We start from the raw sequence: 13,886 nt of genomic DNA on the forward strand, positions 1-13,886 counted from the left end.
AAGATTGGTCTTGGCATGGAAGTGTTCCTTGCTGTTAAAGCCGGATTGGCCACTTAGAAAATATGTTTAAAGAGAACGGGCACGCGGGCGGCTAAGCTTACGAAAGGCCAGTTCTGAAAGTGCCCAAACGAGGGCGTCCATCCGGTCTGGTGAATGGCCATTGCTGGTGCCATCTGCGCCAAAGCCGCACAACTCATCCTCCAGCTCTGGCATGGGCTGTGTGTGGTGCACGCGCCCTTGCTCATAAAGCAGCGCGATTGGTTCGGCCCGGCGTTGTTTTGATTTGCTGGCATAGGCCAGAGTGACAGGCTGGGCTGGGTCCAATTGATGAATGACAGCCTGCACCATCTCCCCCCCTTGATTGGCCTCAGCAATAAGCGCATCACCATTCACCTGGGCTAGCAACTGCAAGGCCCGGGCAGCCCATGCGGCGGGGCGCAGGCGCGCGGCGGAGTGGTCGGCCAACACGTAGAGCTGACCATCTGCCCCCTGCCCTGCGGCGATGATGCCACAGGCATCAGCGCGGGGGCCTGATGTGGCCGGAGGATCAATGGCAACTACTACGCGCACAAGTGGTGGAGGGCTTTTGCATCGGTGTTGCTCGATCCATGAGCGCAGAAACAGGGCGTCCTCGCGATCGGTGAGCAGTTCGCCCTCCAGCTCCTGCCGGCCCAAACGGCTGCCGCCGTAGCGCTCCAGCATCTGGCCTAGGAAATTTGGGGCCAGATGCGCGGCGTTCGCCATGGTGTTGGCATGGGAGAGGTGCAGGTCTTTGCGCGCCAACAGGGATTGCAGCAGTTTGGTTGGTCGCGGGGTGGTGGTAATGAGTTGGCAAGGCGCCCGCCCAAGGCGCAAGGCGAACTGCAAGTTGGCGAAAGCTGCCTCTGCCTCGCCCCATTTGCCCAGTTCGTCACACCAAGCAGCATGAAATTGCGGGCCGCGCAGCGCCTCGGCATCTTCGGCAGAATAAAGCCGCGCTGTTGTTCCGTCTGGCCATTGCAAGCGGCGGCGCGAGGGCAGCCATTGGGGTCGCTCATGTTCGGCGTGCACAGCCAGAATGCCCGACACCCCCTCCACCATGACCTCACGCGCATCGTGATAGGTTTGTGCCACCAGCGCGATTTGCAGCGGCTCATCACTGGCAGGTACTGTAGCAGAGCTGCCCCCGTGGGAGATGGCTTGCGGGAGCGCCCAACGCTCGCCTAAAGCCAGCGCGCGGACCCATTCAGCTCCGGCTCGGGTTTTACCGCTGCCTCTGCCGCCGAGGATCATCCAGAGGTGCCATGGGTCCTCTGCGCAGCTGATTGGTGGCAGTTGATGATCGTGCGCGAAGACTTGCCAATCCGCTTGCAAGAACCGCAATTCTTCAGGGGAAAGCGAGGCGACAAACGCAGCGCGAACCTCAGGGCTTGTTAAGCTGCGCAAGGCGCTGCGCAAGCTGTCGGCGCATTCTATCGATGTCTTGGCGTTCTTTGGTAATCGCGGCAGCGTTTGTCTCCTTGCTCTGTTGGTGAGCAGCACCGGCGGTAGCAACAGAACGGTGCAAGTTCATCAAGAGGTCCAGGGTTTTGGCAAGACTGGCGATGGCTTTGGCCTGTTGATCCAGCAGAACAGGACTTCCGCCTGCTTGCTCGCTTGTTTTGCTGAGCGTGGTTTCCAAATGCTGTAACTGGCCTTCAAAGGCGCGTAGCAACCGCAAGCTGGCAGATTTGCTCAGCCGCAATGGCGCGGTGCTGGCGCTTCGCACTGGTGAGGACATGGGTATATCCTATTGTATTTTATTGGAAATTGCCCAAAAACAATGGTTCAGAAACCAGCCCCTAAGAGCGGTTAACCTTAACTGCCTACAGTTTTTCGAGCATGCCAATAACCTAACTGATCAGCGCGGCACTGTCAATGATTTTATTATTTAATTACAATAGGTTAGTTATTATCATGCGATATTTCAGATTACGTAGGCACGCAAAAGACTTATGGATTTTCGGGGCGAAGTTATCCCTCGCCTGTAAGCAATATTGCAGGGCACATGCAGCAAAAAACATCGCTTCTCTCTGCGAAAATTTCTGGTTTTTCCGCCGTACAGTCAGTGGTAGCCGATGCTTAGGCCTGCGATGTTTGAGGCTCCGCCTCTTGTTCGGGCTCATCGGGCCAAGCGACCAGATAATCCTCCAGATCTTCCGGTTCCAGCCCATCTTCAGGGACGGTTTTATCTTGCACCGATATGCCTGCCTGGTGGACGGATCGAGGATCCCCGGAGACAAGGGGGTGCCACCAATGTAGGTCTTTGCCCTCGCGCACCAAACGATAGGCGCAGGTAACGGGCAACCATTTTAATTCACGAACGGTTTTTGGGTCCAGCTGCACACAGTCGCTGACAAAGTCGAAGCGGCGTTCATAGTTTTTGCACCGGCATGTGCTTCCATCAAGCAAAGTGCAAGCAACGTTTGTCCAGTGAATTTCGCCGGTGTCCCAGTCCTCCAGTTTGTTGAGGCAGCAACGGCCACAGCCATCGCAAAGGCTTTCCCACTCTTGTGGAGAGAGCTCTTCTAGGGTTTTGGCCCGCCAAAAGGGGATTTGCCCTTCAGACTTAGAGGATTTCATTTTGGCGAACTCCAGAGGATAGTTGTTATGGCTTGTTGTTATTGGGCTTTGGCCTTCTTGTGCCTGCCTCATAACATAAGTAGCTTATAAGACAAACGAAAACAGCGCATTGGGCATGGCGCAAGGCAGTGGCAAAATTGCTACCACTTTGGCCGCAGATGATTGACAGGTAGGGCGAGTGAACGAAACTTCCGGGCAAGACAAAGCCAAGCAGGGCAAAGGCACAAAAGCAGGTGAAAAAACGCGCGCGGACGCAGCGCAGCACTCTGCCGCCAAACGCGATCCGGGCGATTTGCGCGATGTCTCTGCCAAATTGCTGGCTGCGGATGCGTGGATTGATTCGACCTTGTGGCAAGCGTGGCAGGCGATTCGGGCCGCGTGGCGCGGGTATTCCGCCTTTATGCGCCGGTTTCGCGCCCGTGGGCTGTGGCGCATTCTGGCAGAGCTTGGTTCTGAAGGGGCTACGCTTGGCACCGCCGGGGTGATTGTGATGCTCGCCTTTGCGCAGCCTGCGTTTGAGGCGACTAAGCGGGCAGACTGGAAAACCACCTCCGATTTTTCTGTGACCTTTTTTGATCGCAATGGCGACTTGCTCGGCAAGCGGGGCATTTTGCTAAACGATAAAGTGCCGCTAGACGAAATTCCCGATCAAATGATCAAGGCAACACTGGCAACAGAGGACCGACGCTTCTTCAGCCACTTCGGCATTGACTTTATCGGCACCTTCCGTGCGCTGGTTGCAAATGTGAAAGCACGCTCGGTGGTGCAAGGGGGGTCGTCGCTATCGCAGCAGCTGGCCAAGAACCTGTTTCTTTCCAATGAGCGCACGTTGCAGCGTAAAATTAAAGAGGCCTATCTGGCGCTGTGGCTGGAGGCTAACCTCAGCAAGCGGGAAATCCTCAAGCTGTATCTGGACCGCGCCTATATGGGTGGTGGTACTTTTGGCGTAACCGCGGCGGCGGATTACTATTTTGACAAAGACATCCGTGAGATCACGCTGGCAGAAGCGGCCATGCTTGCCGGACTATACAAGGCCCCCTCCAAGTACGCCCCGCATGAAAACCTGCCCAATGCGCGGGCGCGAGCCAATGAAGTGCTCTCCAATATGGTTGAGGCAAATTTTCTGAGCGAAGGGCAGATCATCGCCGCGCGACGCAATCCGGCAACACCGGTGGACCGGGGCAAAAGCACAGCCGCCGATTACTTTATGGATTATGCCTTTGAGCAGATACAAGATCTGGCGCTGCAATTTCCAGAACTCAGCAAAGACCGCGTGCTGAGCGTGGACACCACGCTTGACAGCGCCTTGCAAAGCCAAGCGGAAAGCTCGGTTGCGAGTATGCTGGATGAGCAGGGTAAACGCTACCGGGTACGCGAGGGAGCATTGGCCTCTATCACCACCAGCGGCGAAGTACGCGCCATGGTTGGCGGGCGGGACTACGACGAAAGCCAGTTTAACCGTGCGGTGCATGCGCTACGCCAACCGGGTTCTTCTTTCAAGCCATTTGTGTATATGACTGCGTTTTTGAACGGCTATTCCGCTGAAGATATCATTCGCGATGCGCCTATTAATATCGGCGGCTGGTCACCGCGCAACTACGGGCGGCGCTATCGCGGGGCGGTCACGCTTAAAACCGCGCTGACCAAATCCATTAATACGGTACCGGTGCGGCTGGCGCAAAAAGTTGGCCGCGATAAAATCGTACAAACAGCTTACATGATGGGGATACAAAGCGAGCTACGTATCAGCCGACCTTTGCCGCTTGGCGTTGCGGAAGTTACGGTGATTGACATGGCCGGTTCTTACGCGGCCTTTGCCAGCGGCGGGCTGAAAGTTCAGCCCTTTGCGGTGGTCAAAGTACGCAATTCCAAAGGCGAACTGGTGTATGATCATGCCCGCGATGCAGCCGCGCCAATCCGGATTTTACCATTTGATAAAACGGCTGAAATGAACGATATCCTTGTCAATGTTGTGCAGGCTGGTACAGGGCGGCGCGCGCGGATTGAGGGGGTCACTGCCGCTGGGAAAACCGGAACAACGCAGGCCTATCGCGATGCTTGGTTTGTTGGCTATACGGGCAATCTGGTGACAGCCGTTTGGTATGGAAATGATGATTTTACCCCTACCAACAATATGACCGGTGGCTCCCTACCTGCGATGACATGGCAAAAATACATGGAATTTGCCCATCAGGGGGTGGAAATCCAGCCGATGCCGGGGATTGACCCAGAAGCCTATAGCCGCGCCCTTATTGCCCAAGAGGGCGATGCGGCGCCAGCGCGACAACTGCCGCAGATTCTACGCAATAATACTCGCCAGGAACTACAGGCACTGCATGAGCGCTTTGGGCAGATTCTGGGGCGCCCGCAAGCGGCGCTCTCTCCCGCTTTGCCCTTTAAAAAGGCCCAGCCTGCGCATGACACCAAGCACGATAAGAGCGACCGCATCCATGCAAACTATGCGGAGGATCAAGATGGAAACCTGAGGGCAAACATTGAGGCAAACGGGGGCGCTGGTGGATAAAAAGCAGACAAAAGCGATGGTGATCGGTACGCAGCCGACGCCCTATTATGACGGAGAGAACAGCTGGCAAAAACCATGGCCCAAGGTCTCTCGCCTGCTGTACCGCGCGCGCATGCTATCGTTTGGTCCATACCTATTTTTTCTTGTGGTATCCCTAGTCGTCGGGGTGGGCTCAGCTTATTACGCTCTTAATCATGGGGCACCCTTCAATGCGGTGCATGAAGGCGTTTGGGTGGCCTATCCGAACGCCGGCACGCCGGAAGATGATCCATACAGTGTGGCCATTTTCAGCCGTACAAAGCGGCTTGCGCTTGGCCGGGGCGAAGGCCTTGCGTTTTACGCGGTGCAGGATGAGCTGGGGCAACCCCTTGATGCGCGCTGTACTTACGTCTTGGAAGGCGCACCTTTGCCTGCGCGTTTGTGGACGCTCACCGCACTGGACGGGCAAATGCATATACGTGGAACCGATGCTGGGCGGGCATGGCTGCACAGCCGAGATCTGCTCCGTAGCGCCGATGGCAACTTTCGCATCACAATCTCACCACAAGCGCAGGCGGGCAACTGGCTGCCAACAGGGGGCGATGGGCAGCTGACTTTGGCGCTGCGCATGTATGACAACGCTCTAGCGGGGGAATATGCGAGCTCGCGGCGGCAAATGCCGGGCTTGCGGCGGAGTTATTGCCAATGATGCACGCTAGGTTTGCAGCCTTGAAGCAAATGTGTTTTGCCGTTGCCACGACGTGTGGTGCGTATTTGGCGCGCCTCTGGAGGCACCCGCGTTTTGCGCGTTTGCGGCAAAGTAGCGTGACAGCATTTCTGTTTTGCATAAGCCTTGCGCAAGGGGCGCTGGTGTTGTTTTTGCGGTTGCTATCGCTGTTACACCTCGATCTGGCCGCGCGGGCAGGCAAGGTGCGGCTGGCGGCGCTGCTGCGCTGGCCACTCAGGCTGCGCCGTCTGCAAATCAAGCCCAGCTGGGTGTTGTGGGGTCTTGCCGGTTTTCTGCTCGGCGGGATTATTCATATTCTTATCGTTTTAAGCGTGCCGACGGCAATTCCCTTTACGCTTTATGAGCAGGTCGCCCGCTTTGGCCATGACCGCAGCTTTAACCTTTTGCCGCCGGTGCTGGCGCGCACGGAGCCGCTGTTAGATCTGGATCCTTCAATGGAGCATGCATTGTGCCGGTTTGATTTGGCGCGCGGGCCCGTGCGCCTCGATGTGGATCTCAACGCCCCCTACTGGTCGCTCGCCTACTTTAACGAGCGGGGACAAACGCTGTACAGCTTAAATGACAGCTCTGCTGCGCGTGAGAAACTTGCCATGCTGATTCTGAGTGAGGAACAGTTGTCGGTGCTGCGTGAAAACCCGCCAGAAGAGCTGGAGGACATGATTGTGGTGGAATCTGACGCACAGAAGGGCTTTGTGATGCTACGGGCATTTGTCCCGCACAAGGCTTATGCGCGTGAAATTAGTGCCGGGCTGCGCCGCGCGACCTGTACCGGCTTTGAGCGGCCGCCCTCCTCTTAACCAACAGGCAGCGCAACTCGCGGGCAGCCTTTGCGTGGAGACTGGGTAGAAGGTGCCGCGTTACGCTTCCCCAATAGCTTTTCACCTATTTTTTCGGGGCGGGGCGCTCCAGTCCCCAACCGGTTAGAATGCGCGACTTGCGCGGTTTTTTGCTGGTGTTTGATGGCGCGAGCTGCTCACACGTCGCATCCAGATCCAAAATATCCTGCTTGTAACCGACCAATGCGCGATGCACGGTCCATACCATATGTCGATCAGGCACATCGATCGTTAACCGGTCAAGCGCATGGCTGAAGGCGGAAAAGCGCAGCGATAGAGCCGCTTGCACCCAAAGATGCACTTGCCGATTTTCGCCAATGCGGGCGTTTAGATCTTTCGATTGCTGTCGAGAGGGATCATGGGCGCGGTGCAGCGCTTCCTTGCGAAAACTATCGGCCTCGCGCACCTGCTGCCACGCGCGGCAGTAAGGCGGGATTAGTGCACGATCGGTTTGAATGTCTGCAAGCAATTTGGTGTAGTGGGTTTGGCTGGCTTGGTAGTTTCGGTCCAACAGGTGCTCGTAATAGCTCTCGTAGGCGATACTTGACCAACTTGCTGGGATGACATGGGTGCGGCGCATCTCAACAACGGAATTGCCCAGCCAGTCTTCTTGAGAGGGGGGGAAGACCAGAGCCCAAGCCCGATTGTAAAGCTCTTTTTCACTATCGGTCAGCGGCAGTGAAGAAACCGGATTGCCAGTAATTGCCTTACGAGCGGCACCGAGCGCGGGCATGGCAGTTTCATGCAGGAGATCGTCTTGAGCGCGGCCAAAATCGCCTTGCGGGCGGGCGCAAGCGCTCAGCATTATAGCAATGGCACCTGCACAAACAGCGCGCCCGGCAATTTTTATTGTGGCTGTTTGCTGCGCCGAAATTCTCAGCTTTGCCTTAGGCCCTGTCATGTTGGCGTGCCCTTCCCCATTCATGTGCGGCTAAGAACACCCTAGAGGAACTCGCCGCAAGAGGCAGCCATAAGCACCAGAAAACACGCCAAGCCCCCTTTAAAACTAGTGGATAGGATAACGGAGTAAAGTGCAATTTGTTCAGAGCTTGGGCTGAGCTTTAGTCATCAGGCCAGATATCCTTGATGGAAAGCTCCGGCGCGGTGTCGCTGCCTTGTGTTGGGCTTGACGGTGCTTGCTGGGTTTGTGCCGCCGCACTTACTTGGGCAGCAGCAGGTGCGGCATCAGCTGGCAGGAAATGCTCGCCCTTGGCGCTTTCCACCTCGACCACCCAGAAATCGGGATCCATTCGGGCCTCGCGCACAAAGACACCCTCCAGTTCTTCACGGGGGCTGGCGGCAAGGCGCAGTTCAAAGCGCCGCAGGCCGCTGTCTTCTTCGTTAAAAAAACTTTGCGGCGCCGGTGTGTAGAGGTCAAACGTGCAGTCCAGCCTGTCGACGACCACCATAATGACGCCTGCCTCTGCCGCGCCACGGCGCGTAACAGCGGCAAATGCGTCACACTGAAAGCATTGGCGCACATAGGCCGCCACCCAAAATTCGCTGGTAACGCGGGGAGACATCAGCGGGTACTCTTAGATCTTGCGGCCAATAAAACGCTCCAGCTCTTGCAGGACGCGCGGACTGATTTCGCCATTGCTAACGAGGCCGCGATCTTGGGCAAAGCGGCGCAAGGCATCACTGGTTTGTTGACCAGCCACGCCGTCAACTGTGATCGGGCCATAGCCACTTTGGGCCAGCGCGGCTTGTAGGCGCATGATGCGGGCGGTGTCAAACACCGCGACTTGATCGCCAGAACGACGGCTAGGTGAGTGCGGCGTTGCGCTTGCCGTCACGGGCTTTTTACGCATTGGTGTTGGAGGCGCTTGCGCGGGCGTGGCATTGATCGAGCCAGTAATTTGCGGTTCAGTGCCTTGAGACGCGGGCAGGCCCGCGGTGTTTCTTTCGAGCGGGGCACTGTTTTGGTTGGCACGCTGTTCCGAGCCACGGTTTTTCGGGGTGGCAGCCATGGTGAGCTGAGCCAGCAAGGCAGTTGTGACCTTGCCCGTTTCGCGCAGTCCAGAGCGGCGTTCAAACGCCATGACCGCACCACGCGTGGCGTTGCCAGCGTTGCCATCTACCGAACCATTGTAGTGCCCCAACCGGCGCAACTCCAATTGAACATCGCGCACCAAGGCCACCTGCAGGGCCGCAAGCTGGGTGGCTTCGGCGGCAGCGGCTTTGGCAAGCGCTTCATCTTGCGATGGCGCGCGTGTGGTAAACATTGGCGCTGGATGCTGGTCTTCCTGAAAAGCCAGTGCGTTCAACATGATCATGACCAACAGTACAGCGGTTGCCAACACTGGTAGGCGGCAAATCCCAGCCTTAAGAGCCGAGTGTTTTTTCCCGCTGGCTTGAGTTTTGCTCTGCACTTGATGTCGCTTTGGACTGGTCCGTGCCATAACCTACTATCGTTTCCCTTTTTCGTTCCCGTCTTTCGCCAGATGTAAACAGCCTGTGAGGCTTGCTGGCAGCTACCGTTTATGCCCAATTGTCTTGCGTGAAAGCGGAATGGGTGTCCTCGACCTGCTGCTGCGGGCCCTTGGTGGGCAGTGATACCACAACCTTGGTGCCTTTGCCCGGTGTGCTGGTGAATTTTATTTGCCCAGCGTGCATATCGACAAGTGCCTTAACCACAGACAATCCGAGTCCTGCGCCTTCACAGCGACTCAGTTTAGACGAGCCCGCTTGAAAAAAGGGTTCACAAATTTCGGCGAGCTCGGATTTTTCAATACCGCTGCCATGATCGATGACCGTCATATTCACATGAGCGTGCGATTGACTGATTTCCAGACGCACCCTGCCCCCTTCCGGGGAATGCTTCATAGCATTAGTCAAAAGGTTGATCATTATCTGACGGCACGCCATAGCGTCGGCAGTAAAGGGCTCAACCTGCGGCTCTGTTGAAAGTGTGAGCACCACTTTGAGCTGGTTTGCCTGCGTGCGCAGCAAAACCTCAACTTCTTCACATAGTTTATGTGCATTGGTTGTCGAGAGGTTGAGCCTGCGCTTGCCCGCGGCAAGACGGGTGTAGTCCAGCGTTTCATCGACCACTTTGTTCAGATGCTCTGCGGAGAAACGGATAAGCTGCAGGTATTCGCGGGCAGCATCTTTGGCAAAGCTGTAGTCATTGGCGTTGTGCAACAGCTCGGAAAACCCGAGAATCGCATTAAGGGGAGTTCTAAGCTCGTGGCTTGCCCGGGCGACCAGCTGCATGCGTTGCCCACTTTGAGCGCGTAGACTTGATAGGGCAACTTGCAGCTCTGCCTCGCGTTTCTTGTCTGCGGACCGATCTGCGATTTCCACCCAGAACCCGGCATCAGCCAACGGGTTTTGCGCAGATGACAATGGAGAAATCTTGAGAGTGAGATGTATAGTTTTACCGCGCGCGCCTTCGCTCGGACCGTGTTGCTTGGCTTCAGCGCGGGTTTCAAGAATCTGCACCTCGCCAGTGTTGCGCGCCAACAGAAGTGCCCGGTTTAATGCCGGAGTCTCCTCCCGCAGGAGGTGTGCAGCAAGATCATTTCTTACATAGCTTTTGGTCGTGCAGGCAAGCAGTTGCTGCGCCGCATTGTTGGTAAACTGCAATCGCCCTTGAGTATCAAGCAAGGCAATTGGCGTGTGCAATTGGCTGTCAATTAGCGCAAACCACGTGCTCTGCTGCTGACCGACCGCCTTCGGCATCTGCCAATGGGCACGCAGATAACCCAGAAGGCCCATAAGGAGTGCAAAGCACGGCAAGACGACGGCCAGCGCCGCCAACTCCAGTTGCAGGTTTAGCAAAGACGGCGGTGTGGTCGGCGCTGCGCTGATGACCGCAAGCACCTTGATGCCTGCGACCAAGCTTGCAAGGATAAAGCCAGCAGATGCGCCAAGTACAACTCGGCTTCCAAGGCATGCTCTATCGAGCACCAGCAGAAAAAGCGGCACCCACAAAAGAGCGGCAAGGGGCGCCACGTCACCTATGCCAATTCCCACACCGGTATAAAGGATTTGGACCAATATCAAGGCGGCGCTGCTGTATGCGGCCAGCAACAGTGAATGTAACGCCAGCTTTATGGCGTGGCGTAGGCGCGGCGCTGTGTTTATCACAGCTTGTCCAGTTGTCGTGTTGCGCATGGCTGCAATTGGCCCCGGCTTTGAAGGCGCTGTTGCGCGCCACCCATAAAATACCCATCAAATTTGACTTGAATATATTGCCAGTGTTTTTAAGGAAGCTTGAAGCAGTCTAGTGAAAATTGCCTGTTAACGTTTACCTTTGGTTTGGCATAGCAATTAAAATGCCTGTCGATTTTTCGTCAAAGCGCTGCCCTGTTGGCATTTGGCAAACTATTGTTGCTAGGACGGGAGTCGGGCTTTCGCCTGTCACTGCACCTTTAAAGGTGGTGACCGGGCGCGGGGCGCCTTTTGTTTGTCTTTGTGTTTTGCAACGTAAATCCTAGGTATAGGCCGGTGCGGTTACTCTTTTTTTTGCTCAAAACAACATTCTGGCTATCGCTCATCCTGCTGTTTGTACCATTAGGGTTAACGGGGCAGGAGGACGAGCCGACCGTAAACCCAGTTAACGCTATGAGCGCTGCCCAAGCAACTTTCAGCGATTTGTCTGGTTTTTGCGAGCGCAATCCGGCCACTTGTGAAACCGGCAGTGAAATTGCAAGCGTCGTGGCCTACCGCGCCAAGCTGGCGTTTCGAGAGGTCTACGAATATCTGCAGGAAGATGCGCGCCCTTCACCACACACCCCTGAGGGGCTTGTGGCAGAGCCAATAGAGGTGGTTCCAGCCGACGACTTTGACGCGGTGGTTTTACCGTCCGAGGGAGAGGCTGCGATAACCGGCAGCTTGCCAGCGCTGCAAACGACTGGTGAAGCCGAGCGCCATGGCACGTTGACAGCGGAAGACCTGTCTATTCCTTGGGCCGGTGACGAGGGTGCATTGTCAGCGCAGGCTGCGCGGGTAATCGCAGAGCAAGGTGTACGGCGCGTAAGCACGGCGATTGATGCTGAGCTGGCCGCGGCGTATGCTGGGCGAAAAAATACTCGTCCCAACGAGCTATCGGTGCCAATTCCCTGGCAAAAACCACTTCCCTAGTTTCGCATTGCTGCAAATAAAAAGGCTAAACGCTTGAGCTGCGTTTCATGCTGACGTAAAACCAGCGCAACTGCATGAAGGAAGTAAGCGCAATGGCAAGTTCAATCAACGACATTCTTGAGGGGTTTGAATACCTTGAAGAGTGGGAGGACCGCTATAAATACCTTATCGAGCTGGGGCGCGAGCTGGATTCGCTGAAGGAGGGCGAACGCTGCGACGCGAACAAAGTGCAAGGCTGTGTTTCTCAGGTTTGGCTGGCAAAAGAAGAAAGCCGCAGTGAGGATGGTGAGCCTATCCTTTTGTACCGCGGCGACAGCGACGCCATGATCGTTCGTGGCTTAGTAGCGATTGTGCTGGCGCAATTTTCCGGCAATAGCGCAGCACATATCGCGGCAAGCGATATTGATGCGGTGTTCCGGCAAATTGGTTTGAAAGAACACTTAACACCGCAACGCTCCAACGGTCTGGCAGCGATGGTACAGCGGATCAAACAGGATGCAGCCACTGCACTTGCCGCTGGTTAAAGGCAACGCGCCTGCCAAACTCTACTAAGAGCAATAGGGCTCTAGCGCGTTAGGGCCCCAGATCCACCGGGGCCCTTTATATGTTTGTCACCGCCCAGATTTGGAGTAGGTGTCCAGTTGCTTATAATAGCTGACCAAGCGCTGGAGCGCCAAGCGAAGGATTATACGCCCACTACGCGCGGGCCACCGCTCTTGCTTTTCCAACTCCTGCAGCCCGATTCCATGGCAGCAAACCGCAAGCAACACCGGGCTCAGCTCCGGGCCGATGACCGAAAATGTTGCCTGCAAGTGCCGTGATGCTTGACTTTCAAAGGTGTAGTCATGCTTTGACGGGCCGCCATAGGAAATTTGCGCCGACCAGTTGCTTTTGATGGATAATTGCTTTTGCGCTTGATCGAACGTACTGCGCAGTCGTTCTCCCGCCATAACTTGCGCTTCATCGATCAGGGGAAAGCCCTTCGCGTCTCGACGACTTGCCAGCCATGCCAAGGGCGTGTCTTGCCCTTTAATAACGGGGGGCATCATTCGTTTTTCCTGTTGGGCTGGGGCTGTCTTCCGGCTGGGCACATTCTTCGCATGCTTGTCATCAAGCGTTCTCAGGCGGCGCAGTGCGGATTTGCCAAAGGGGCTTATGGTAAAGTCATATTCATGATGGCTTAGGATCAGACCCTGCTGCTCCGCCAGTATGAGGAGCTGCTTCCCCTCCTGTCCCGCGTCTTGAAGAAATTGCTTGGCGCTTGCCTTCCCTGAATAGGCCAATCTTTCGAGGAACCCTGCAAGTGATACCGGGTTTTGTGTGCTCATTGAGAGGCCTCCCGAGCGGCGAAACCAGGGTCTTTGGCCTCTCCCAAGGCTTTGGCGCCTTCGGCAAATCGGCGCAACTGCTCTTCCATTAGACTAAGCTTACTGTCAAAGGCCAGATCGTCCCGCATATCCTCGACCACCCGGCAGGCATGGGCGGCGGTTGTTCTGTCTCTGCCGAACAGACCTGCGGCTTCTGCCAGTGTGTAGCCAAGCGCCACGTGCATTAGATAGATGCAGACTTGCCTTGCCTTGGCGACCTCGGCAAACCCGCGCGTTGGACTGTGCAGGTGCTGGGGGCTTAGTCCAAATGCGAGGGCAACTTGTGCAGTGGCCAGCCACGCTGCGGCTTGGTGACGACTGGTTCTGCGGCAATGTTTATGCCCGCGTTTTTTGATGATGGCATGAGGTGGAAGAGACAACGAAGAGCAATGCTTCTTTAACATGCAAACGCTCCAATCTGCTGAATTTGAATAGAAACATGGATTTACATGTCTATGTTCAGGCAGTTGCGGCACAAGGGGATAAGTAATCCCCGCCGATATCGTCTATTCGCGGCGAAAATATATTGTTTAGACTAAGCCCACTCGGAAAGTTGCAAGGCAGAGCCGACGCGCCCCTCATTTATCAGAGCACGATTATTGAAGGAGTATCAAAATAGGTGACGAGAAGACCATCTCTACAGAAACTAGGGCACAGAACCTGCTCCTAGTTAATTTTTACAGTACTGTGAGACAGTTACGGGCGGAGAGAATTCGCGGCGCTGAGGCGCATTGGAGCTTTGA

General features: G+C 55.9%; 14 protein-coding genes. 5 read left to right on the forward strand and 9 right to left on the reverse strand.

From position 1 onward, the window contains the following. Positions 1 to 66: 66 nt before the first annotated feature. The 3 genes from AYK82_RS13990 to AYK82_RS14000 form a co-directional block, all read right to left on the reverse strand. A complete protein-coding gene (locus tag AYK82_RS13990) occupies positions 67 to 1,425 on the reverse strand; it encodes a DNA-packaging protein (protein ID WP_068317369.1) in 1,359 nt (452 codons plus the stop codon). Continuing rightward, a complete protein-coding gene (locus AYK82_RS13995; protein WP_068317178.1) occupies positions 1,403 to 1,759 on the reverse strand; it encodes a hypothetical protein in 357 nt (118 codons plus the stop codon). The genes AYK82_RS13990 and AYK82_RS13995 overlap by 23 nt, the downstream gene beginning before the upstream one ends. A 341-nt stretch (positions 1,760 to 2,100) precedes the next feature. Further along, entirely contained in the window at positions 2,101 to 2,601 is a 501-nt protein-coding gene (locus AYK82_RS14000) for a YcgN family cysteine cluster protein (RefSeq protein ID WP_068317373.1), read from the reverse strand. A 178-nt stretch (positions 2,602 to 2,779) separates the two neighbouring features. Here AYK82_RS14000 and AYK82_RS14005 point away from each other — a divergent pair, with 178 nt between their 5' ends. The 3 genes from AYK82_RS14005 (at position 2,780) to AYK82_RS14015 (ending at position 6,649) form a co-directional block, all read left to right on the forward strand. Beyond that, entirely contained in the window at positions 2,780 to 5,125 is a 2,346-nt protein-coding gene (locus AYK82_RS14005; RefSeq protein WP_172795242.1) for a transglycosylase domain-containing protein, read from the forward strand. Next, complete coding sequence (locus tag AYK82_RS14010; RefSeq protein WP_068317181.1) at positions 5,118 to 5,813, forward strand: DUF1214 domain-containing protein; 696 nt, start codon at positions 5,118 to 5,120, stop codon at positions 5,811 to 5,813. Before AYK82_RS14005 ends, AYK82_RS14010 begins: the two co-directional genes overlap by 8 nt. A 116-nt stretch (positions 5,814 to 5,929) precedes the next feature. Continuing rightward, positions 5,930 to 6,649 (forward strand): DUF1254 domain-containing protein, encoded by a 720-nt coding sequence (locus AYK82_RS14015; RefSeq protein WP_208976503.1) that lies wholly within the window; start codon positions 5,930 to 5,932, stop codon positions 6,647 to 6,649. 85 nt (positions 6,650 to 6,734) lie between these two features. On the opposite strand, the gene AYK82_RS14020 is transcribed toward AYK82_RS14015, so the two are convergent. From AYK82_RS14020 to AYK82_RS14035, 4 genes are all read right to left on the reverse strand, one after another. Then, positions 6,735 to 7,589, reverse strand: a complete 855-nt coding sequence (locus AYK82_RS14020) for a hypothetical protein (protein ID WP_156453377.1) — start codon at positions 7,587 to 7,589, stop codon at positions 6,735 to 6,737. 160 nt (positions 7,590 to 7,749) lie between these two features. Next, complete coding sequence (locus tag AYK82_RS14025; RefSeq protein ID WP_082733945.1) at positions 7,750 to 8,211, reverse strand: DUF1491 family protein; 462 nt, start codon at positions 8,209 to 8,211, stop codon at positions 7,750 to 7,752. A 12-nt stretch (positions 8,212 to 8,223) separates the two neighbouring features. Further along, the gene (locus tag AYK82_RS14030) at positions 8,224 to 9,090 is read right to left on the reverse strand and encodes a peptidoglycan-binding domain-containing protein (protein ID WP_068317186.1); all 867 of its coding nucleotides are present in this window, start codon (positions 9,088 to 9,090) and stop codon (positions 8,224 to 8,226) included. A 79-nt stretch (positions 9,091 to 9,169) separates the two neighbouring features. Further along, positions 9,170 to 10,780, reverse strand: a complete 1,611-nt coding sequence (locus AYK82_RS14035; RefSeq protein WP_208976504.1) for a sensor histidine kinase — start codon at positions 10,778 to 10,780, stop codon at positions 9,170 to 9,172. A gap of 360 nt (positions 10,781 to 11,140) precedes the next feature. On the opposite strand from AYK82_RS14035, the gene AYK82_RS14040 reads away from it, so the two are divergent. After that, positions 11,141 to 11,776, forward strand: coding sequence for a DUF5330 domain-containing protein (locus AYK82_RS14040; RefSeq protein ID WP_156453378.1), 636 nt, complete (start codon positions 11,141 to 11,143; stop codon positions 11,774 to 11,776). A 92-nt stretch (positions 11,777 to 11,868) separates the two neighbouring features. Further along, positions 11,869 to 12,300, forward strand: a complete 432-nt coding sequence (locus tag AYK82_RS14045) for a SufE family protein (RefSeq protein ID WP_068317195.1) — start codon at positions 11,869 to 11,871, stop codon at positions 12,298 to 12,300. An 87-nt stretch (positions 12,301 to 12,387) separates the two neighbouring features. On the opposite strand, the gene AYK82_RS14050 is transcribed toward AYK82_RS14045, so the two are convergent. Then, positions 12,388 to 13,104 (reverse strand): DUF6456 domain-containing protein, encoded by a 717-nt coding sequence (locus tag AYK82_RS14050; RefSeq protein WP_068317198.1) that lies wholly within the window; start codon positions 13,102 to 13,104, stop codon positions 12,388 to 12,390. Then, entirely contained in the window at positions 13,101 to 13,547 is a 447-nt protein-coding gene (locus tag AYK82_RS14055; RefSeq protein WP_068317201.1) for a helix-turn-helix domain-containing protein, read from the reverse strand. The genes AYK82_RS14050 and AYK82_RS14055 overlap by 4 nt, the downstream gene beginning before the upstream one ends. Positions 13,548 to 13,886 lie beyond the last annotated feature (339 nt).

The sequence above is a fragment of the Polycladidibacter hongkongensis genome (assembly GCF_001561995.1).
In the GTDB taxonomy this organism is placed as follows: domain Bacteria; phylum Pseudomonadota; class Alphaproteobacteria; order Rhizobiales; family Stappiaceae; genus Pseudovibrio; species Pseudovibrio hongkongensis.